The 21,645-nt window shown below is 67.2% G+C and carries 19 protein-coding genes; 7 read left to right on the top strand and 12 right to left on the bottom strand.

Annotated features, from left to right (window positions below; genetic code table 11):
• Positions 1 to 629 (top strand): AMP-binding protein (locus KAY22_RS11630; RefSeq protein ID WP_296623524.1); only part of this gene is annotated, 629 nt, incomplete at its 5' end.
• Between the two features lie 4 nt (positions 630 to 633).
• Here the strand turns inward: KAY22_RS11630 and KAY22_RS11625 are convergent.
• Entirely contained in the window at positions 634 to 1,311 is a 678-nt protein-coding gene (locus KAY22_RS11625) for a peptidylprolyl isomerase (protein ID WP_296623522.1), read from the bottom strand.
• A 184-nt stretch (positions 1,312 to 1,495) separates the two neighbouring features.
• Here KAY22_RS11625 and KAY22_RS11620 point away from each other — a divergent pair, with 184 nt between their 5' ends.
• Entirely contained in the window at positions 1,496 to 3,097 is a 1,602-nt protein-coding gene (locus tag KAY22_RS11620; RefSeq protein ID WP_296623520.1) for an ABC-F family ATP-binding cassette domain-containing protein, read from the top strand.
• A gap of 6 nt (positions 3,098 to 3,103) precedes the next feature.
• Here the strand turns inward: KAY22_RS11620 and KAY22_RS11615 are convergent, their stop codons facing one another.
• From KAY22_RS11615 to KAY22_RS11605, 3 genes are all read right to left on the bottom strand, one after another.
• The gene (locus KAY22_RS11615) at positions 3,104 to 3,616 is read right to left on the bottom strand and encodes a phosphoribosyltransferase domain-containing protein (RefSeq protein WP_296623518.1); all 513 of its coding nucleotides are present in this window, start codon (positions 3,614 to 3,616) and stop codon (positions 3,104 to 3,106) included.
• A 27-nt stretch (positions 3,617 to 3,643) separates the two neighbouring features.
• On the bottom strand, positions 3,644 to 4,660 hold the full coding sequence (locus KAY22_RS11610) for an adenosine deaminase (protein ID WP_296623516.1): 1,017 nt from the start codon (positions 4,658 to 4,660) through the stop codon (positions 3,644 to 3,646).
• Positions 4,661 to 4,754: 94 nt separating this feature from the next.
• The gene (locus tag KAY22_RS11605; protein ID WP_296623513.1) at positions 4,755 to 5,741 is read right to left on the bottom strand and encodes a bile acid:sodium symporter family protein; all 987 of its coding nucleotides are present in this window, start codon (positions 5,739 to 5,741) and stop codon (positions 4,755 to 4,757) included.
• A 117-nt stretch (positions 5,742 to 5,858) separates the two neighbouring features.
• Here KAY22_RS11605 and KAY22_RS11600 point away from each other — a divergent pair, with 117 nt between their 5' ends.
• Positions 5,859 to 6,746 carry an alpha/beta hydrolase gene (locus KAY22_RS11600; RefSeq protein WP_296623511.1) on the top strand — a complete coding sequence of 296 codons (888 nt, stop codon included), beginning with the start codon at positions 5,859 to 5,861 and terminating at the stop codon, positions 6,744 to 6,746.
• Here KAY22_RS11600 and KAY22_RS11595 read toward each other — a convergent pair.
• The 7 genes from KAY22_RS11595 to KAY22_RS11565 form a co-directional block, all read right to left on the bottom strand.
• The gene (locus KAY22_RS11595) at positions 6,733 to 7,167 is read right to left on the bottom strand and encodes a thioesterase family protein (protein WP_296623510.1); all 435 of its coding nucleotides are present in this window, start codon (positions 7,165 to 7,167) and stop codon (positions 6,733 to 6,735) included. The two genes, KAY22_RS11600 and KAY22_RS11595, sit on opposite strands and share 14 nt — an antisense overlap.
• Before the next feature lie 76 nt (positions 7,168 to 7,243).
• Positions 7,244 to 8,239: a DUF2891 domain-containing protein gene (locus tag KAY22_RS11590; protein ID WP_296623507.1), complete on the bottom strand. Its 996-nt coding sequence runs from the start codon at positions 8,237 to 8,239 to the stop codon at positions 7,244 to 7,246.
• 22 nt (positions 8,240 to 8,261) lie between these two features.
• Positions 8,262 to 9,203: a DUF979 domain-containing protein gene (locus KAY22_RS11585; protein WP_296623505.1), complete on the bottom strand. Its 942-nt coding sequence runs from the start codon at positions 9,201 to 9,203 to the stop codon at positions 8,262 to 8,264.
• The gene (locus KAY22_RS11580; protein WP_296623503.1) at positions 9,200 to 9,853 is read right to left on the bottom strand and encodes a DUF969 domain-containing protein; all 654 of its coding nucleotides are present in this window, start codon (positions 9,851 to 9,853) and stop codon (positions 9,200 to 9,202) included. Before KAY22_RS11580 ends, KAY22_RS11585 begins: the two co-directional genes overlap by 4 nt.
• Complete coding sequence (locus KAY22_RS11575; protein WP_296623501.1) at positions 9,853 to 13,422, bottom strand: hydantoinase B/oxoprolinase family protein; 3,570 nt, start codon at positions 13,420 to 13,422, stop codon at positions 9,853 to 9,855. Before KAY22_RS11575 ends, KAY22_RS11580 begins: the two co-directional genes overlap by 1 nt.
• Positions 13,423 to 13,492: 70 nt before the next feature.
• Entirely contained in the window at positions 13,493 to 13,801 is a 309-nt protein-coding gene (locus tag KAY22_RS11570; protein ID WP_296623498.1) for a DUF1905 domain-containing protein, read from the bottom strand.
• Positions 13,802 to 13,809: 8 nt separating this feature from the next.
• The gene (locus KAY22_RS11565) at positions 13,810 to 15,147 is read right to left on the bottom strand and encodes an amidohydrolase family protein (RefSeq protein ID WP_296623496.1); all 1,338 of its coding nucleotides are present in this window, start codon (positions 15,145 to 15,147) and stop codon (positions 13,810 to 13,812) included.
• Between the two features lie 198 nt (positions 15,148 to 15,345).
• On the opposite strand from KAY22_RS11565, the gene KAY22_RS11560 reads away from it, so the two are divergent.
• The 4 genes from KAY22_RS11560 to KAY22_RS11545 all read left to right on the top strand — a co-directional run bounded on the left by KAY22_RS11560 (position 15,346) and on the right by KAY22_RS11545 (position 21,235).
• Positions 15,346 to 16,854: a DUF389 domain-containing protein gene (locus KAY22_RS11560; RefSeq protein WP_296623494.1), complete on the top strand. Its 1,509-nt coding sequence runs from the start codon at positions 15,346 to 15,348 to the stop codon at positions 16,852 to 16,854.
• A 382-nt stretch (positions 16,855 to 17,236) separates the two neighbouring features.
• Positions 17,237 to 18,769, top strand: a complete 1,533-nt coding sequence (locus KAY22_RS11555; protein ID WP_296623492.1) for a globin-coupled sensor protein — start codon at positions 17,237 to 17,239, stop codon at positions 18,767 to 18,769.
• Between the two features lie 31 nt (positions 18,770 to 18,800).
• Positions 18,801 to 19,427: a PilZ domain-containing protein gene (locus KAY22_RS11550; RefSeq protein ID WP_296623491.1), complete on the top strand. Its 627-nt coding sequence runs from the start codon at positions 18,801 to 18,803 to the stop codon at positions 19,425 to 19,427.
• Positions 19,428 to 19,474: 47 nt separating this feature from the next.
• Entirely contained in the window at positions 19,475 to 21,235 is a 1,761-nt protein-coding gene (locus KAY22_RS11545; RefSeq protein ID WP_296623488.1) for an EAL domain-containing protein, read from the top strand.
• Here the strand turns inward: KAY22_RS11545 and KAY22_RS11540 are convergent.
• A partial coding sequence (locus KAY22_RS11540) for a LuxR C-terminal-related transcriptional regulator (protein WP_296623486.1) occupies positions 21,230 to 21,645 on the bottom strand: 416 nt, incomplete at its 5' end. The genes KAY22_RS11545 and KAY22_RS11540 overlap by 6 nt on opposite strands.

Raw genomic sequence — 21,645 nt, 5'->3', positions numbered from 1 at the left:
CGATCCTCGAACGCTATGGCATGACTGAGACCAACATGAACATCTCCAACCCCTATGAGGGGGAGCGGATCGCCGGCACCGTCGGCCTGCCGCTGCCGGGGGTGTCGATCCGCATCGCTGATTCCGATACGGGCGCCGAAATGCCGGTGGGCGAGGTCGGCGTGGTCGAGATCGCGGGCCCCAATGTCTTCAAGGGCTATTGGCGGATGCCGGAAAAGACCGCCGCCGAGTTTCGCGACGGCCATTTCATCTCGGGCGACCTCGGCTTCATCGACGCGCGCGGCTATGTCACGCTGGTCGGGCGCGCCAAGGACCTGATCATCTCGGGTGGCTACAATGTCTATCCGGCCGAGGTCGAAACTGCGCTCGACGAACTGCCCCAGGTGCACGAGTCGGCCGTGATCGCGGTACCGCACCGCGACCTCGGCGAGGCGCCGGTCGCGATCGTCGTGCCGCGCGAAAAGGGTTTCGCCGATGCCGAGGCGATCCGCGCTGGTCTTGCCGACCAGCTCGCCCGCTACAAGCAGCCGCGCGCGATCCTGTTCGTCGAGGCTCTGCCGAAGAACGCAATGGGCAAGGTGCAGAAGGCGCTCCTCCGCGAGGGGCATCGCGACCTGCTCGCCGGCTGAGCGATCAGGGCGCCTTGGGCGGGGCGGCGACGCGCCGCACGCTGATGATCTTGATCGCGGGGGCGAGCATCTGCCCCTTCATCACCCCTTCGCCGAGCGTGGGGCTGCGCGGGGCGGCGAGGATCTTCTTCACCACCTCCATCCCCTGGACGACATGGCCGAAGGCCGCATAGCCGACATTGTCGCCGGGCGCCGAAGGGTTGGCGTCCATATAGCTCATGTCGCCGACGACGATGAAGAAGTCGCCCGCTGCCGTGCCCGGAGCGTTGCGGCCCATCGAGATGGTGCCGTCGACATGCTTGAGCCCGGTCTTGGTCGTGGGTTCGTGCGCGATCGTCGGGAAGACCTTCTTCGGGTCGAACTTGATCCCGCCCTGGACGAGGCCGAGCTCGGGCGCGCCGGGCACCGCGACGGCGCGGTAGAAAGTCGAATTGTCGAACCGCTTGCTGTCGACATAGCGCAGGAAATTGTTGGTCGTGATCGGCGCGCGTTCCTTTTCAAGCTCGAGCAGGATCGGTCCCTCGCTGGTCAGGATGCTGACCTGCACCGTCGCGGGCTTGGGCGCTGGGGCCGGCGCGGGAGCAGCGGCCGGAGCGGGCGCAGCGACGGGAGCATCCTGCGCGACGGCCGGCATGGCCGACAGGCAGAGCAAGGCGGAAAGGGCGAATCGGATCATCGTCATGGCCTCATTGTAGACCAGATGTCCGCGCCCATTTGAAGCCGCCAGCTGCGGCGAATTTGGCGGATCGGGCCGTCGGGCTTATATGCGGTGGGTCGGTACGGTGCCGGCGGCCTGCGAAGGATCGACGCGATGAACCTCCCCCTGACAGCAAAGCCCATAAGCTTCGTCAGCAAGGTCGTTCATCATGTCTTCCTCGATCCATCTCTCCCGGCTGTCCTTCGCCACTCCTGACGGGCGGACGCTTTTCGACGGTCTCGACCTTCATTTCGGGCGTGAGCGTTGTGGCCTTGTCGGCCGCAACGGCGTCGGCAAATCGACCCTGCTGCGGCTGATTGCGGGCGAGATCGCGCCGCGTTCGGGCAAGGTCACCGTCGAAGGCAGCGTCGCCGTGCTGCGCCAGTTGGTCGAACCCCCGCCCGGACTCACCGTCGCCGATCTGTTCGGGCGGCGGGAGGCGCTGGCCCTGCTTGCGCGCGCCCTCGCGGGCGACGCGTCCGTCGACGAAATGGCCGAGGCGGACTGGACGCTCGAAGCGCGGCTGGAGGAGGCGCTGGCGGACATTGGCCTGGCGGTCGGACCCGATACACCGCTGGCATCGCTGTCCGGCGGTCAGCGCACGCGGGCGGCACTCGCGGCTGCCGCCTTCGACGCGCCCGATTTCCTGCTGTTCGACGAGCCGACCAACAATCTCGATCGCGAGGGGCGGCGGGCGGTGATCGACCTCCTCATCCGCTGGCGACATGGCGCGATCGTGGTCAGCCACGACCGCGAGCTGCTCGACCATATGGACGTCATCGTCGAACTGTCGAGCCTCGGTGCGGCCCGCTATGGCGGTAACTGGACCGACTATCGGGCGCAGAAGAACGCCGAGCTGGAGGTTACCCGCCACGATGTCGCGACTGCCGCACGGCGCGCGGAGGAGGTCGGGCGGAAGGCCCAGATCGTCAGCGAGCGGCAGGCGCGGCGGGATGCCGGCGGCCGGCGCAAGGCGGGGCGCGGTGACATGCCGAAGATCCTCCTTGGCAAGCGGCGGCAGCAGGCCGAGGAAAGCGGTGGCGCCCATATCCGCACCGCCGAACGGCAACGCGAAGAGGCGAGCGAGGCGCTGGCGGAGGCCCGGGCGCGGCTGGAAGTCGTCGAGCCGATCCGCATCGCCTTGCCCTCGACCGGCCTGGTTGGTGATCGCGTCGTTCTTGCCTTGGAGGCACTGCGGTTCGGCCATGATCCGGGCCGGCCGCTCGCGACGCCGCTCGATCTGGTGGTGCGTGGACCGGAACGCATCGCGATCGTGGGGCCCAATGGGTCGGGCAAGAGTACGCTGCTCGCCACGCTCACCGGCCGACTGCCGCCGCTGAGTGGCACGGTGCGCTGCCCGCTCGGGGCGGTGCTGCTCGACCAGCAGGTGTCGCTGCTCGACCGTGGCCTCTCGATCGCGGACAATTTCGCGCTGCGTCATCCCGAGGCGACGGCCAATGGCTGCCGCGCGGCACTCGCGCGGTTCCGCTTCCGGGCGGAGGCGGCGGACCAGATCGTGGGGACGCTCAGCGGCGGGCAGCTGCTCCGCGCCGGGCTGGCCTGCGTGCTGGGCGGGGCAAGTCCGCCGCCGCTGCTGATGCTCGACGAGCCTACCAACCATCTCGATCTGGAAGCGGTCGAGGCGGTCGAGGCTGGGCTCTTAGCCTATGACGGGGCTCTCCTCGTCGTCAGCCATGACGAGGCCTTCCTTAATGCGATCGGCATCCGGCGCGGCCTGCACCTTCCCGCCGGGACGATCGATCCCGGCTGAGCGCAATCAGGCCAGCCGCTGCGGCACGACCTCGGAATCCTCGAGCACCTTGTCGACCGGCGACATCTGTTCCCAGGGAAAGACGAACCAGTCCTTGTTGACGGTGCGGTCGATCGTGCGGAAGCGATAATCCACCCGCTCGGTCGAGACGACATTGTCGATCAGCGTCGCGAAGCGGACATTGTCGAGCGTGCCGCCTGCCGCCGTCACGGCCGCGCGGATATGGGTGATGGTCGATCCGCTGTCGTTGATGTCGTCGACGAACAGCAGCCGGTCGGTGGCGCTCCGTCCCGCCAGCTTGACCAGCAGCTCGGCGGAGAAATCGGGGAGCTGCGAGCTGTGGTCGACCGACAACATGGGGATGCCCGTCGCATGGCTCAGATAGACTGCGGGGGTGAGGCCGCCCCGGCCGACGCCGATGATGAAGTCCGGCTGCCAGCCGCTCTCGCGGATGCGCGCCGCGACATAGTGGACCGCAGTCAGGAACTCGGGCTGGTCGACGGGGGTCAGGGTCGGCATCGGCGTCCTCGGTTCAATGGGGTCGGTTCAAAGTGCGGTCGCGATATAGGCGTCGAGCTCGGCAAGGTGGTGCGTGATCGCACCGTCGTCGAGGAAGGACCCCAGGAAGCTGTTGCGCGCGAGCGTTGCGAAATCGCGCGCGTCGAGCCGTCCGGCGGGGATCAGCGCGCGATAATTGTCGTTCACATAGCCGCCGAAATAGGCTGGATCGTCCGAATTGATCGTGGCCCTGATGCCCAGCCGCAGCATCGCCTCGATCGGATGCGCGGCGATGTCGTCGACCACGCACAGCTTGAGGTTCGACAGCGGGCACACCGTCAGAGTCATCGCGGAGCGTGCGAGCCGGGTGACGAGATCCGGATCCTCCAGCGCGCGATTGCCATGGTCGAGCCGATCGACATGGAGCACGTCGAGCGCCTCATGGACATAGGTCGGCGGGCCTTCCTCGCCGGCATGGGCGACACGGAGCAGGCCCATCTCTCCGGCCCGCGCGAAGACGCGCGCGAATTTGGACGGCGGATGGCCGACCTCGGACGAATCGAGCCCGACTCCGGCGATGCGGCCCAGCCACGGATCGGCGGCCGCGAGCGTCGCCAGCGCCGCCTCCTCGTCGAGATGGCGCAGGAAGCAGAGGATCAGCTTGCTCGTCAGTCCATGCCGCCGCTCCGCCTCCTCCATGCCTGCGAGCAGGCCGTCGGTTACGACGCCGAAGGGGATGCCGCGATCGGTGTGGGTTTGCGGGTCGAAGAAGATCTCGGCATGGCGGACATTGTCGGCGGCCGCGCGGTCGAAATAGGCGAGGGCGAGATCGCGGAAATCCTCCTCGGTGCGGAGCACGTCGGCGCCCTGATAATAGATGTCGAGAAAGTCCTGCAGGCGCGAGAAGCTATAGGCGCCGCGCAGTTCCTCGACGCTCTTGAACGGGATCGCGATGCGGTTGCGCCGCGCCAGCGCGAACATCTGCTCGGGTTCGAGACTGCCCTCGATGTGCAGATGGAGTTCGGCCTTCGGCAGGCCGGTGACGAAGGAGTCGAGATCGGTCATGGCTGACAGAAGTACACGATGATCCGCTGATCGCCAGCCGGATCGATACACCCGCTGCGGATACTCGCCGAAACGCTCAATGGCGAGGCAGGTGTTAGCGTGTCGCCGGGTCGGACCGGGCGTAGCGGCCTGCCGCCACCGCGCAGACGAACAGCTGTAGCTGGTGGAAGATCATCAGCGGCAGGATGATGATCCCGACCTGCGCGGGCGCGAAGATGGCCCCGGCCATCGGCACGCCCGAAACGAGGCTTTTCTTCGACCCGCAGAACAGCAGCACGATCTCGTCCCCGCGCGGCAGGCCGAGCCGCCGGGCGATGAAGAGATTGGTGCCCATCACCAGCGCGAGCAGCACCGCGCTGAGCAGAAGGATGGCGAGCAGGTCGGCCGCCTCGGTCCGCTGCCAGATGCCGCCGACGACCGCCGCGCTGAAGGCGGTGTAGACCACCAGCAGGATCGAGGAGCGATCGACATAAGAGAGGATCGCGCGATGGCGTGCGACGAAGTCGCCGATCAGCGGGCGGGAGAGGTGCCCGGCGACGAAGGGCAGCAACAGCTGGAGCATGATCGACAGGATCGCGTCGGTCGAAATGCCCGGCGCCTGCCCCGGAACATGGATCAGCAGGCCGACGAGCACCGGGGTCAGCACGATCCCGACGATGTTCGACAGCGAGGCGCTACAGACAGCGGCCGGCACATTGCCCTTGGCCATGGCCGTGAAGGCGATCGAGGACTGTACCGTCGAGGGCAGCAAGGACAGAAACAGCAGGCCCGAGACGATCTCCGGCGTCGTGACAGCCGTCGCGCTCTGCGCAAGCGTCCAGCCGAGAAGGGGGAAGAGCAGAAAGGACGAGGCCAGCACGAGCAGATGCAGTCGCCAGTTGCCGATCCCCGCCAGGATCGCCTCGCGCGACAGCTTGGCGCCGTGCAGGAAGAAGAGCAGTACGATCGCAACATCGGTCGCGCCCTCAAACCAGGCGACCGCCTGGCCGCGCGCCGGCAGCAAAGAGGCGATGACGACGACCAGCGTCAACAGGACGAGGAAGGGGTCGAGCCCCTTCAGCAGGCGAAGGACGAGGCGCATCCATCGAGGGCATGTCGCCGCGACCGGCCACCGTCAACCCGCGATCCCGAACGGGATTGCGGCCGGGTGGGCGGCGCGGGGCTTGGTCCGGCGCCCGACAGCGCCTATCGCAGGGGCATGGCAGAACCGCGCAGCTACCAGATCGATGCCCCCCGCATCCGGCTCAACATCGTCGAATGGGGCGACCCTTCCGCCCCGCCGCTGATCCTCCAGCATGGCGGGCGCGATCATGCCCGCAGTTGGGACTGGGTCGCACGCGCCTTTGCCGACAGCCATCGGGTCATCGTCCCCGACTTGCGCGGGCATGGCGACAGCGAATGGTCGCGCGACGGCGGCTATGATCTGTTCGCCTATCTCGAGGATTTCGCCGCGATAACCCGCGCGCTCGATCTTCCGCCCTGCGCGATGGTCGGCCACTCGCTCGGCGGCAACATCGTCACGCGCTTTGCGGGCCTCTACCCGGACCGGGTGACGCGCCTCGTCAATATCGAGGGGCTCGGCGACTCGCCCGAGGTCGTCGCCCGCCGCGCCGCGCAGGACCAGCTGGCGCTGCTACGCGACTATCTGGAGGAGCGCGCCCGCCATCTCGCCCGCCGACCGCGCGACTATCCGAACCGCGCCGCCTTGTTCGAGCGGATGCGCCAGATCGATCCGCGCCTGACGCCCGAGACTGTCGAGCATCTCTCGCTTCACGCGGCGCGCGACAATCCGGACGGCACGGTGCGCCTCAAACATGACCCGGCGCTGTTCCCGCCCAATGGCGTCGACATACCGTATACGACCAAGGAGTTGATGTGGGCGGCGATCGCCTGTCCCGTGCTGCTCGTTTATGGCGCCGACAGCTGGGCGTCCAACCCGGCGATCGACGGTCGCGCCGAGCATTTCCTCAATGCGCGGGTCGAGCTGTTCGCCGATGCCGGCCACTGGGTCCACCACGACCGGCGCGAGGATTTCATCGCCCTGCTGCGCGACTTTCTCGGCTCAGCTGCCCTCAGTCCGCCTTGATCAGGTGATGCGACAGGAAATCGCGGGCATCCTGCGACAGCGGGCAGGATTTGCGGGTCGCCTCATCCATCTGGACGATCACCGTTTCGGCCGAGGCGACGCGGCGCCCCTCCTGGAACAGCCCCTGGTAGAGACCGAGCGAACTGGTCCCGACGCGTAGCACCGCCGTGCCGATGTCGACCTGCCCCGGCCAGCGTATCTCGGAGACGAATTGCAGGTTCAGATTGGCGATGACGAACGCCGCCTGCACCGCCAGCAGCGGGCGGACGGCATCGTAGAGGAACTCGACTCGTCCGGTTTCGAGGAAGGTCGAGAAGACCGCGTTGTTCACATGCCCCTGCCGGTCTGTGTCGGAATAGCGCAGCTTGTCGAAGGTCCGGAACGGGAATTGCTCGAAGGACAGGTCCTGCAGCGCGGTCATGGGGGCGTCTCCTCTGGTCCGCCGAGGCTCTAGCCGCGCGGGGCCGGGAATTGAAACAAGATCGGGGCGTTTGGGCTCATTCCGGCAGATCGTCGAGCGCCAGCAGGGCGAAGCTCGCCAGCCAATGCTCACCCATATAGTCGTCGCCGAGATGGGGCAGCGCCGCAGCGACGTGGCGTGCCGCCGCGTCGGCTGCGGTGGACCGCACGGGGTGATCGGCCGGCAAGCCGTAGGCGATAGCGCGCCAGCTCCACGCCCGGCTGAGGTTGAGACCGTCGAGATGGGCGATCTTGCCGTCGCTCCGGTCCGAGACGAACGCAGGGGTTAGCAGCGTTTGAGAGATTGTCGGGAGGAAGGCGTCGAACCAGTCGGTGAAGCGATCCGGCGGCAATATCTCGCGCATCAGATGCGCCTCGGTCAGGGCGGGTGAGAGGAACTCGTCCCCGCCAGGCTCCCACGCCTGGCAGCCGCGATCCTCGCCGAACCAGTCGAGTGCGCGCGTCTCGATCAGCGCGCGCAGCGCGGGGTCGTGGCGTCGCGCCCAGCGATGCGCGTGGATCAGCGCGAAGCCGCTGTTGAAATGGGTGCCGACCCGGATCGGATAGGTTAGCTTCGGCAAATAGGCGGCAAAGCGTGACGCGAAGGCTTCCGCCAGCGGGGCAAGCGTTCTGGCCCAGCGATCCTGGTCATGGCGGATTAGCTCATCGTGCAGGGCCAGCAGCCAGCCCCAGCCATAGGGCCGTTCGAACCCGCCCGAGGCCGGACGCGCCAGATAGGCGAGTTCGCCCGCGACCTTGTCGGGCACCAGCATCGCGTCTGCCCGCGCGCGGATTTCCTCCGCCTGTGCCAGCGCCGGGAAACGGCGCAGAAGGCGCATGACCTGCCACCAGCCATGGACGCAGCTGTGCCAGTCGAAACTGCCATGGAAGATCGGGTGGAGGTCGATCGGCGCACGCACGTCCTCCGGCCCGGTCATCACATGGTCGAGCTTGTACGGCCATTGCCGGCCGAGATGGCCGAGCGTCATCGCGGCGAAGGACGAGGCAAGCGCGGAAGTGAGGGCTGTCGTCATGGGTAGGGGCGTCCGGGCGGGGTCAGCGGAAGGCGAGCCAGTAGAGCAGGGCGATGTTGACCGCGAGCAGCGGCAGCGCGGTCGGGATCTGCGCGCGGATGACGGCATTGCGATCCTTCAGGTCGAGCAGCGCCGCCGGGACGAGGTTGAAGTTCGCGGCCATGGGGGTCATCAACGTCCCGCAGAAGCCGGCGAGCATGCCGATCGCAGCGACGATCGCGGGATCGCCGCCCGCACCCCGGATCAGCAAGGGGATGCCGACCGCTGCCGCCATCACCGGAAAGGCGGCGAAGGCGTTGCCCATGACGATCGTGAACAGCGCCATGCCGAGCGTATAGGCGAGGACCGCGCCGATCAGGCTGCCCTGCGGGATCATTGCGCCGATCAGACCGCCGACCACTTCTCCGACGCCGGCCAGCGCGAAGACCGTGCCGAGGCTCGCCAGCATCTGTGGCAGGACGGCGGCCCAGCCGACCCCGTCCATCAGGCGCCGCCCCTCGTCGAACGCCGTCATCGGGCGCGGCCGGAACCAGAGCAGGGCGGTACCGAGCGCGAGGATGACGCCCAGGCTCAGGGCGACGAGCGTCGCCTGCTTCGGGTCCACGGCGGTCGGCAGCTGTTTGAACGCCAGCGTGCCGGCGAGCGCAGTGACGGGAATGATCAGCGCCGGCACGAAAAGCCGGTTGCGGCGCCGCCCCGCTTCTTCGCTGCGCTGCTCGGGCGAGGTCGAGGCGGATGCGCCGCGTCCCATCAGGCCGAGCCCGGCAAGGGAGACGAGACCCAGGACGAGAACGCCGTTCCCGAGATCGCCGAGACGGTCGCCTGCGATCAGGCTGAGCGCGATGAGCGCATAGAAGCCGGCATTGCCCAATCGCTTCGGGTTGCTCCGGTCGCGCAGCGCCGAGGCGGCGAAGGCGAGGAAGATCAGCCCGGCAAAGGGATAGACCGCGTTGAGCCCGATCATCGGCGCGACTTTCGCCGGTCGAACAGCCACAGGCGCAGGCCGTGGATCAGGAAGGCGGCGATCGCGGTCGGGATCGCCCAGACCGACAGGTGGAGCGGTTCGATCGAGATACCATAGCCTTCGAGCACGCCCTTCATCAGCAGGATCGATCCGATCGCGATGAAGATGTCCTCCCCGAAGAACAGGCCGATATTGTCGGTCGCGGCGGCCATGGCGGCGGCCTCCTCGTCTCGCTCCGTCTCGCCGGTCTGCTGTTGCGCGGCGGCCTCCGCCATCGGGGCGACCAGCGGGCGGACCGTCTGCGCATGGCCCGCGACCGAGACGAGGCCGAGCGCCGCCGTGATCTGCCGGAACGCCAGATAGCCGAGCAGCAGCCGCCCGACGGTGAAGCCCTTGAGCCCGGCAATCAGCGTCCGCGCACGCTCCTGCAATCCGTGGCGTTCGAGCAGGCCGATCACCGGCAGCACCATGTAGATGACGGTGACATAACGGCTGTCATTGAACGCCTTGCCGAAGGCGGCGAGCAGGTCGAGCGGGCCGATCCCGGCGGCGAGCCCGGTCGCCATCGCCGAGACGAGCACGACCAGCAGCGGGTTGAAGCGGAGCAGGAAGCCCGCGACGATGATGACGATGCCGGACAGGACCAGCATCAGCTGTCCCTTGTTCCGCAGCCGCCACCGCCGGGCGTCTCGATCACGAACAGGTCGCCCGCCGCCAGTTCGGCCGACACGGTGGCGGGCAGGTCCTCGACCCTTCCATCGGCGCGCTCGATCCGGTTGATGCCGGGCTGCCCGTCGCCTCCGCCGTCGAGGCCGGGGGGCGCGGTGCGGCGGCGGTTCGACAGAATGTCGACATGCATCGGCGCGCGGAAGCGGATGTGCCGCACCGCACCGTCCCCACCGTGCCATTGCCCGGCTCCGCCCGATCCGGTGCGGATCGCGAAACGCTCGACCAGCACGGGAAAGCGGCTTTCGAGGATTTCCGGGTCGGTCAGGCGGCTGTTTGTCATGTGGGTCTGCACGGCCGCGCAGCCATCGAAGCCGGGGCCGGCCCCCGATCCGCCCGCGATCGTCTCATAATATTGGTGGGTCGCGTCGCCGAAGGTGAAATTGTTCATTGTCCCCTGGCTGCCCGCCATAGCGCCGAAGGCGAGGAGCAGCGCATCGGTGATCGCCTGGCTCGTCTCGACATTGCCGGCCACGACCGCTGCAGGGTGGCGCGGATTGAGCATCGATCCCTCGGGCACGTGGAGGGTGACCGGGCGCAGGCAGCCGTCGTTGAGCGGGACGGGCTGGTCGATCAGCAGACGCACCGCATAGAGGGCCGCCGCCCGCACCACGGACAGCGGCGCATTGTAGTTGCCCGGCAGTTGCGCACTTGTGCCGGTAAAGTCGATGTCGATGACGCTGGCATCGCCGTCGATCCGGACGGCGACGCGGATGACGGCGCCATTGTCCATTTCCACCGCAGCCTCGCCATCGCGCAGGCCGGGAATCAGCGCCCGGACGGCGGCCTCGGCGTTCGCCTGCACATGCTCCATATAGGCCGAGACGACGGCACGGCCCTGGCTGGCTGCCATCGCGCGCAAGGCATCGGCCCCGCGCGTACAGGCGGCGACCTGTGCCGCGAGGTCGGCGATGTTCTGGTCGGGATTGCGCGCGGGCCAGCGGTCGTCGGCGAGGATCGCCCGCATCTCCGCCTCGCAAAAACGTCCCGCGTCGACCAGCAGAACATTGTCGAGGATGATGCCCTCCTCGTCGATCGTCCGGCTGGTCGACGGCATCGAGCCGGGGCTGATGCCGCCGACATCGGCATGATGGCCGCGCGCCGCGACGAAGAAGGCGGGAGCCGCATCGTCCGGTTCGACGAAAACCGGCATGATGACGGTGATATCGGGCAGATGCGTACCGCCCTGATAGGGCGCGTTGAGCGCATAGGCGTCGCCCGGCTTCATGCCGCGTCCGTCGCGGGCGTCGCCGCGCCGCGCTATGATCGTGCGGATGCTGTCGCCCATCGAGCCGAGATGGACGGGTATGTGCGGCGCATTGGCGACGAGATTGCCGGCGGCGTCGAACAGCGCGCACGAGAAGTCGAGCCGCTCGCGAATGTTGACCGACGAGGCGCTCTGGCGCAGCGCCGCCCCCATTTCCTCGGCGATCGCCATGAACATGCCCGCGAAGATTTCGAGGCGGATCGGGTCGGCCTCGGGGCTCTGCTCGAAGCCCGCCGATAGCGAGCGAGGGGCCGTTCGATCGAGGATAAGATTGCCGAGGCCATCGACCGTCGCGCGCCAGCCCGGTTCGACGGCGGTTGTGGCGACCGGATCGACGATCAGGGCCGGCCCGTCCACCGCGAAGCCGGCGGGCATCGCCACCCGGTCGAACAGCGGCGTCGCGCGCTCGGCCCCGTCCATCCAGCAGCGGACGATCGCAAGCGGCCTCGGCTCATCCAGCGGCAGGGTAACGACCGCCTCCGTGCCGGTTGCCCCCTTCACCAGCGCCTCGACCCGGACCGCGTCGACGATCGGTTCGCCCTGACCGGCAAAGCCGAAGCGGCGCGAAAAGGCCGTCTCGAACGTGGCGCGCATCGTTGCGGCGTCGGCGAGGGGCACGGGGATGGCGGAATCGCTCGCCGCATAGCGAACGAGCACCGTTGCGGCGATGTCGGTCGCTTCGGGAAGCGCGGCCCGTGCCTCGGCAGCAAGGGCCTCGACTTCGCTCGCCAGGCCCGGCGCATCGTCGAGCCGCAGCGCGGTACTCCGCTCGCGGATCACCCCGCGATCGGCGAGGCCGATGCCATAGGCCGACAGCACGCCGGCCAGCGGATGGATCATCACCCGTTCGATCGACAGGGCGTCGGCGACCAGACAGGCATGCTGGCCACCGGCGCCGCCGAAGCAGGCGAGGGTGAAGCGGGCCGGGTCATGGCCTGCCCCGATCGAAACCGCCTTGATCGCATGCGCCATGTTGGCGACGGCGATTGCGACCATCCCCTCGGCCGCGATGCGCGGATCGATATCGGTCCCTGCCTCGGCCAGCAGGTCTGCAAAGCGCGCTTCGACTGCCGTCCGGTCGATCGGCTCGTCCCCCGCCGGGCCGAACAGCCGGGGGAAATGATCGGGCTGGATCTTGCCCAGCATGACGTTGCAGTCGGTCACGGTCAGCGGTCCGCCGCGCCGGTAGCAGGCGGGGCCCGGCAGCGCGCCGGCCGATTCCGGGCCGACGCGGAAGCGGCCCTGGTCGAAGCGGCAGATCGATCCGCCCCCCGCCGCGACGGTGTGGATCTTCATCATCGGCGCGCGGATGCGGGCGCCGGCGATGCGTGTCTCGGTCTCGCGCTCATAATCGCCCGCGAACAGCGAGACGTCGGTGGACGTGCCGCCCATGTCGAAGCCAATGACATGATCGTAGCCCGCCGCCAGCGCGGTCCGTGCCATGCCGACGATTCCGCCCGCCGGCCCCGACAGGATCGCATCCTTGCCGTGAAAGGTGTCGCCCTCGATCAGCCCGCCGTTCGACTGCATGAAGAGCGGCACCGGCCCGTCGCCCAGCGCCCGGCGGACGCCCGCGACATAGCGCTTCAGCACCGGCGACAGATAGGCATCGACCACGCTGGTGTCGCCGCGCGCGATCAGCTTGATCAGGGGCGCGACGGCATGGCTCGCCGAAACCTGCTTGAAGCCGATGGCGCGTGCCATCTCGGCTAGCGCAGCTTCATGCACTGGGTAGCGATAGCCGTGCATCAGTACGATGGCGATGGCGCGATAGCCGTCGGCATAGGCCTGGCGAAGGGCGCTCCGGCTTGCCTCAAGGTCGAGCGGGCGCAGGACCTCGCCCTCGGCGGACAGGCGCTCGTCTATCTCGATGGCGCGGTCGTGCACGGGCGGGGCGCGGCGGATCGCGCGGGCAAACAGCTCGGGTCGTTCCTGATGTCCGATCGTCAACGCATCGCCGAAGCCGTGGGTTATCGCGAGCAGCGTTGGCTCGCCCTTGCGTTCGAGCAGGGCGTTGGTCGCGACGGTTGTCCCGATCCGCACCTCCAGCGGGGGCAGCGGGCCTTGCGCGCAGCCGGTCAGCCGGCGGATCGCCGCGACCGCCGCGTCGTCATAGCGTTCGGGGTCCTCGGACAGCAGCTTGGCGGTCATGATCCGCCCCGCCGGGTCGCGGGCCACGACATCGGTGAAAGTCCCGCCGCGATCGATCCAGAAATGCCAGGTCACGCAGCCAGCCTAGCAAAGCTGCGTTGCGACCGGTAGCTGCCGTCCATGCGCGCTGCGCGCCGCTTCGCCGTCAGATGGCGAGCGACACGGTCACGGCGTCGCCCTCCGACAGGCCCTCGCGCTTCCGGACGTCGGCCTTGACCGGCAGGATGAAGCCGCCGCTTTCCTTGTGCGGGAAGACCGAGGTCTGCCAGCGCGTGCCGCCGATCCGCACGTCGACCCGGATCGAGCCGAAGCCGCCGGTGCGGCCGAGCGCGGCATAGCGCATCTCGGCCGCTGTCTGCCCGTCGATGGTGACGAAGTGCCAGCCGCCTCCCTTTCGGTTCGGCTGCCAGCACCACAAGGTCGCGTCGACCTCGAAGCAGTCGGCGGGCGGCACGTTGGCGCTTAGCTCGCGGGCGGGAAGACCGCGCGCGCGCCGCCCAGCTTGTGGACCACGCCGTGGCGCATGACGAAGTCGACCTTCTCCATCCTGGCCACGTCCTCGAGCGGGCTGCCCGCTACCGCGATGATGTCGGCGTCCTTGCCCGGCTCGATCGTGCCGATCGATGCGCTGCGACCCAGTGCCTCGGCGGCGTTCACCGTGGCGGTCTTGAGCGCGGCAGCCGGGGTCATGCCGGCCTTGACCAGCAGGGTGAACTCGCGCGCATTGAGGCCGTGGCGCGAAACCCCGCTGTCGGTGCCGAAGGCGACCTTGACGCCGGCGGCGATCGCCTTCGAATGGTTGGTGAAGGCGGCTGCGGCGGCCTCTTCCGCTTTGGGAATGACGGCCGGGGGCAGAGCGCCCGCGCGGGCCTGCTCGACGGCGGTCACCGGCGCGATCATGGTGGGCACCAGCCAGGTGCCGTTCGCCTTGAACGCCTTGATCGTCTCGTCGTCGAGGAAGGTGCCATGGTCGACCGTGTCTACGCCGGCCGCGATGGCGGCCTTGGTGCCCGCCGCCGCATGGCTGTGGGTCGCGACCTTGCGACCGAGGCCATGGGCGGTGTCGATGATCGCCTTCATCTCCTCGTCGGTCATCGCCCGGCCCAAACCGCCCGAGACGTTCGACAACACGCCGCCGGTCGACATATATTTGATCACCTGCGCACCGAGCGCGACCTGTTCGCGCACCGCGCGGCGGCAGTCGTCGGGGCCGTCGCAGGTGTTGGTCGCATGCTGGTGCATCGCCTCGGCGAAGGTCTCGGACAGGCCGTTGGTGCGGTCGCCATGGCCGCCGGAGACCGAGATCGGCGCACCCGCATTGACGATGGTCGGGCCGGCGATATCGCCGCGTTCGACGCCTTCGCGCATCGCCCGCATGCCGCGCGCATTGCCGCCCAGGTCGCGCACCGTGGTGAAACCCGCCTCCAGCGTGGTCCGCGCATTGGCAATCGCGGTCAGCATGTCGTCGGCTTCGTCACGGGTGAGCGCTCCCATCCGCGCGCGCATCGGATCCCCGCCGATGCCCCAGAGATGAACGTGCATGTCGACGAGCCCCGGCATCACGAAGCGGTCCTTGAGATCGACCAGCGTCGCGCCCGGTAGCGCTTCGGCATAACCATCGCGCACCTCGGCGATCTTGCCGTCGCGGATGATGATCGTGCTCGGTCCGCGCGGCGCCTTGCCCGGTTCGGCGAGCAGAGCGCCCGCATGGATCATCGTGACCTGCGGTGCGGCGGCCATGGCCTGTGGTGCCGTGGCGGCCATCAGCAGGGCGGTGGCGAGAGCGATGGATCGGCGCATTGATAATCCCCTGTAGCGTGATGACCGATTGCTAACCGCTTTTCACAACGAAGAAAATCACTGTTGCCTGGACGCCGATGGGAAGCTCTCGGTCGGGTCGGGTCGGGTCGGGGCAGGCGAGGCACGGTTCGCCTTAGCGGGCTTGCAACCTCGATCATGCTCCGTCGTTACGGACCCATTGTCGCGGGGTGGGAGCAGATGGCATTGGAACTTCCGCAGCAGAGCGCGGGCTATGCCCGTTCGGGCAATCCGGTCTGGGCCTGGTGGCGCGACCGGGCGATTGCGACCGTCGATCATGACGCGGTCCTGCGCAAGGTCGCGCAGGAGGCCGGCTGGTCGGCCCGCTATGCGCTGATGGTGGTCATTTCGGCGGGCATATCGATCCTGGGCCTGCTGCTTCCGTCCAGCGCGGTGCTGATCGGTGCCATGCTCATATCGCCATTGATGATGCCGATCATCGGCATGGGCTTCGCGCTTGCGACATTCGATTTCGACGAGATGCGCAGCGCTGGGTTCGCGCTGGGCGCGGGAGCGGTCATCGCCATCCTGTTGTGCGCCGCTTTCGTCGTGCTGTCGCCGGTGCAGACCGTGACCAGCGAGATCGCGGTCCGGACGCATCCCAATCTGTTCGATCTGCTCGTCGCCCTGTTGTCCGCGCTGGCCGGCAGCTATGCGTTGATCCGCGGGCGGGGCGAGACGGTCGTCGGTGTCGCCATCGCGATCGCCCTCATGCCGCCGCTGGCGGTGGTCGGTTTCGGCATCGCCACCGCCAACTGGACGATTGCGGGTGGCGCGTTGCTGCTGTTCATGACGAACCTCGTCACGATCGGGCTGACCGCCGCCTTCGTCGCCCGGCTTTACGGTTTCGGCTCGCACCTGACCCCCGCGCATACCCGGTTGCAAAGTATCCTGATGATCGTCGGGCTTACGGCGCTTGCCGTGCCGCTCGCGCTCACGCTGCGGCAGATCGCCTGGGAGGCGCTGGCCTCGCGCCAGATCCGCGACACGGTGCAGGCCCAATTCCCGGCGGGAGCCCGCATCAGCGACATCGAAACCGACTTCCGCGCCGATCCGATCAAGGTCGTTGCGACCGTATTGACCCCCGCTTATGCCCCTGAGGTCGAGCGGCAGGCCCAGTCGATCCTGACGACCAATCTGCGGCGCCGGATGAGCCTGACGGTCGATCAGGTTCGGATCGGCAGCGGCGACGCGGACAGCGCGCAGGTCGTGGCGGCCCAGACACGCGATCGTCAGCCCTCGGTCGATCTCATCGCGCAAAAGGTCGCCGATCGCCTCGCGACGATCGCCGGTATTCCCGCCGATGCGGTGATCGTCGACCGGGCCAGCCGTCGGGCCATTGCGATGGTTCAGCCGATCGAGGGCGCCACGCTCGGACTCTACCGGCAACTGGAGGCGCGGGCGACGGCCGGCCTGAAGGACTGGACCATCTATCTCGTGCCGCCGCCCCAGCCCTTGCCGTCGATCGCAATGGAGGGCGATGCCGTTGCTGCCGAGGATGGGGACGCACTCGACCTGAGTGCCTGGGCAATCCGGCGCCAGTCGCTGCCGGTCGTCGTGCGCGGCAGCGAGGCCAAAGCCGAGGCGGTGCGCGCGGGGCTGATCGCGCGCGGCGTCGATGCGGCGCGGCTGCGAGTGGACGTCGAACAGCGCCGGATTGTGGCGCTTTCCTGGGTCCTGCCCGACTGATCGGCAGGTGCTAGGTACTATTACTGCAGTAAGCGTCCCGGATTGCGACAGCGGGCGGAATGGGCCAAATGCGGCGCCTAGGCGGACGCGCGCCTCTCCCCCGGGAGGCATCCCCCAGCGTCTGCCTTACGGCCGCAGGGCTCCCCCGAAAGTGAACGATTCCCCCGTCGTTCACCCCTGCGGCCGCCCCCTACTCCCAAGCCTCCGATCTCGATGGCATCCCGTGCCAGCGCGCCGAACGTATGTTCCGCAGATCGTAGATTCCCCAATATCGTCGTTCTGGTAGCGATATTAATCCGACAGAATAAGTCGATTGTTCAATAGGTTAACAAAAAGTTACCCGGTTCGATCGGCGTCATGCAGCAAATGGAAGGGCTGCCGGATGAACGAACGGGAAGACAGACATAAGGGCATGGAGCGGCGGCTCGATTTCATCCGCCTGACGGATGCGAATTACGAGGCTTTTCCGAAGATCCGTGCCGTGCTCGCCGAATATGCGTCGGCTGCGCTCGACGATCTCTATCGGCATATCGCGGAAACGCCCGAAATCGCGTCCTTCTTCGCCTCGAAAAAACATGCGGACCACGCCCGCGACAAACAGCTCGAGCATTGGCGCGAACTGTTTGCGCGGCGTATCGACGCCCAATATTTCGAGCGCGCCGAGCGGATCGGCCAGGTCCACGCCACGATCGGTCTGGAGCCGACCTGGTATATCGGCGGCTACGCCGCCGTGCTGGAGCGCGTGATCGAGCAGGTTCTTACACAGGGTCTGCTGACGCGGTTGAACGGCCGCGCGCTCAGCGACATGCTCGGTACGTTAGTGAAGACCGCCTTGCTCGACATGGATGTGGCGCTGTCATCCTATTTCCGCGTCGAAAGCGAGCGTCGTGCGGCTGTGGTCGACAAGCTGGGCACCGCGCTACATCGGCTGGCTTCGGGCGATTTCACCGTGCGGCTCGAGGATCTGCCCGAGGATTACCGCAAGCTGGCTGACGATTTCGAGACGATGCGCGGCCAGATGGCTGAGACGATCGGACGCGTCGCCCGTTCTTCGGACAGCATCAGCATCGGCTCGGCCGAGATCAGCCAGGCGTCGGACGATCTTGCCCAGCGGACCGAACAGCAGGCGGCCAGCCTGGAGGAGACGGCCGAAGCGATGAAGGAGATCACCGATGCGGTGCGTACCACCGCGTCGGGGGCGGCATCGGTCAACGAAACGGTCGGCAAGGCGCATCTAGAAGCATCGCAGGGCGCCGAGATCGTCCAGGAGGCGGTCACGGCGATGGGCGACATCGAGTCCTCTGCCCGGCAGATCGCCCAGATCGTCGATCTGATCGACGGAATTTCCTTCCAGACCAATTTGCTGGCGCTGAACGCCGGCGTCGAGGCCGCGCGCGCGGGCGATTCCGGGCGTGGCTTCGCGGTCGTCGCGAACGAAGTGCGGGCGCTCGCGCAGCGGTCTGCCGATGCGGCCCAGAATATCAAGGGTCTGATCGAGACATCGTCACGCCAGGTAGAGCGCGGGGTCGACCTGGTCGGACGAACCGGCAAGGCGCTCGAACGGATCGCCGGCCGCGTGGCGGAGATCAAGGAGCAGGCAGGTGAGATTTCGGAAGCGGCCGAGATCCAGGCCGGCCGGCTCGGCTTGGTCAGTGGGGCGGTGTCGAACATGGACCGGATGACGCAGCAAAATGCCGCGATGGTGGAGGAGTCCAGCGCGGCCGCCCGCACGCTCGCGCACGAGGCGCATGAACTGGTGGAGGCTGTCGCATCCTTCAGGCTTACGGGTGGAACCGCGCAACCACGGCCCACACCCGCGCCCAACGTGCGCCCGTTGCGCGTCAAGACGGTGCCGGCCCCAGTGGCGCTTGCTCCCACAGCCCGGGCGGTCGGCGACGACTGGACGCAGTTCTGAGCAATTCGGGCGCACAGGGAAGGGAATCAGAATGTCCAGCATGCCGCATTCCGACAGTCGCCGGCGCGACGAGCGACATGTGACGACGTTCAAGGTGGCCAGGATCTGTGGAGCCCAGGGCGAGGCGCTCTGCATCATCCGTAATTTCTCTGCCCGCGGCGCGCGGATCGAAACCAATTTCCCCGTCGATCCGGGCGAGCGGCTGGAACTGCAGTTCCAGTCCGACGCATCGATGGCTTCGACAGTTCGCTGGAGCGCCGATGGCAGGGCGGGCGTCGAATTCGACGCACCGGTCGATCCGGCAGACTTGCTCGGCGGGGCGGCGGAGCCGTTGCATCGGAGCAGGCCACCGCGCTTCAACGTGCGCGGCGGCGGATGGCTGATTGCTGCGGATGACCAGAGCCGGGTGTTCGTGGAGAATATCTCCCTCGCAGGTGTCGGGCTCGGCCTTGCCGAGCCGATGAGGCTGTCGGCTGGCGATGTCGTCGAGCTGGCGCTGGAGGGGCTCGGCCGGTTCACCGCCACTGTTCGCTGGGCCACGTCGGAACGGCTCCGCCTGAAATTCTGCTCTCCGGTGTATTTTCGTCGCCTTGCCGCCTGGCTCGGTGCGGGTGCTGCGCATTCGTCGCGCGCCGCCAGCCACGGCATGATGCCGTGAGGCGGTCCTTCCGCACCTTGGCGTCGACGAAGGAAACCCCATTATCGGTGGCCGCTCCCGTTCATGGCGTGCTGATCGCCGAGCCCGCCAATGACGCGAGCGCACGTTTCCGCGAGGCGGAGAATTGGGCGGCCTTCTATCGAGAAGCGCTCGATGAAGCCGCCATCGTCGCGGTGACCGATACGCAGGGCACCATTCGCTCGGTGAATCGCAAATTTTGCGAGCTCAGTGGTTATAGCGAAGCCGAACTGATCGGCGCCAACCACCGGATATTGCGGTCCGGCTTTCACGATCCTGCATTTTTCCGCGATCTGTACCGCACGATCGCCCGGGGCCGGACCTGGCATGGCGAGATATGCAACCGCGCCAAAGACGGTGAGCTTTATTGGGTCGATACGACGATCGTCCCGCATCGCGATCTGGACGGTCGCATCAAGACCTATACCGCGATCAGGTTCGACATCACGCCACAGAAGCAGGCTGAAGAGCGGCTCTGGCGGCTTGCCAATGTCGATTCGCTGACAGGCCTGCCGAACCGGATGCACTTCCTGAGCGATCTGGAGATGCTGATCGGCGGCGCCGGCAACGAGAGCTTTGCCGTCGGACTCATCGATGTCGACAATTTCAAGGATATCAACGACAGCCTCGGCCATGCCGCTGGCGACGAGTTGCTGAAGGAACTTGCGCAGCGCGTGCAACAGGCGCTCGATCCCGACGATATCCTCGCCCGTCTTGGTGGAGACGAATTCGCCCTCGTCCTGCGCCAATGCCCCAGCCGCAGCGAAAAGACAGACCGGATCCGCCGGATCTACGAGGCGCTCGATGGTCCGCTGACGCTGAATGGCGAAATACACAGGCTCGGCGTGTCGATCGGCGTCACGCATTTTCCCGAGGGAGGACGCTCGCCCGGCGATCTCCTCAAACATGCCGATATCGCGCTGTACGCTGCCAAGGCACAGGGTCGAAACAGTGCGGTCTATTTCAGCGATGCGATGCGCGAGGGGAATGCGCGCCGTGCTGCGCTGCAATCGAGTTTCGAACATGGCCTGCTTCACCAACAGCTCGTGGTGCATTATCAACCCATCGTGCCGATCGAGCCCGGCGAACCAGTCAAGCTGGAGGCACTGCTGCGCTGGCAACATCCCGAGCGTGGACTGCTGTCGCCGGCCGTGTTTCGCGAAGCGATGGACGATGAGCGACTGGTCGCGCTGGCAGATCGGCAGGTGCTCAAACGCGTACTGGCCGATATCGCGATATGGCGCGAACGCGGCGTGGTGGTCGGCTCCGTCGCGGTCAATGCGGCTTTGGGCGACTTCAAGCAGGGCCGCTATGTCGAAGCCCTGATCGACGCCGTGCGATCGGGACAAATCGTGCCGGAGGACGTCTGTGTCGAAATCACCGAAGATCTACTGATAGGCCAGCATGGCGACCGGATTCGCACGGCCATCGAACTGCTGGACGGCCATGGCTTTCGGATTGCGTTCGACGATTTTGGGACGGGCTATGCCTCGCTCAGCCACCTTCGCGACCTGCCCGTCGATCTGGTGAAGATCGACCGCAGTTTCATCAAGGCTCTCGGTAGCAATCCGGCGGACCACGCGATCGTCGAGAGTGTGATTCTCCTGTCGCATCGTCTCGGCAAACGGGTCGTTGCGGAGGGCGTCGAGACCAAGGCTCAGGCGCGGATATTGCGTGACCTGGGATGCGACTATGTCCAGGGCTTCGTTGCCTCGAAACCGCTGCCCTTTGCCGAGGTCGAAGGGGCGATTGCCCGATTGGGCAAGGCCGGACTTACGGCCAGTCTATAGACCTGCCATGATCCCCAGCCGGACCAGCTCGCTCAGACTGCGTGTCTGGGTGCGTTCCATGATCGCGGCACGATAGGCCTCGACGGTGCGGACGCTGAGCCCCAGCCGATGGGCGATCAGCTTGTTGGGCAGGCCCTCGAGAATGCCGGTAAGCACTTCGCGCTGGCGGCGGGTAAGCGATTCGACCACCCGAACATAGCGCTCGGCCTCTGGCGATCGGGGGGCGGGCGTCCGGTCCAGTGCAATCCGCACCGCCTCGCGCAATGGCTCCGCATGAAGCGGCTTCTCGAGAAACTCGACGGCGCCGGCCTTCATTGCCTCGACGGCCATAGCCACGTCGGCCTGACCCGACACGACGATGACGGGCAGATCGAGACCGATCGATTTCATGTGTCGGACCAGAGCGATGC

The sequence above is a fragment of the Rhizorhabdus sp. genome (genome assembly GCF_018006725.1).
Lineage (GTDB): Bacteria > Pseudomonadota > Alphaproteobacteria > Sphingomonadales > Sphingomonadaceae > Rhizorhabdus.
The sequence above is the reverse complement of the archived record's forward strand: the minus strand, read 5'-3'. Positions and strand labels throughout refer to the sequence as shown.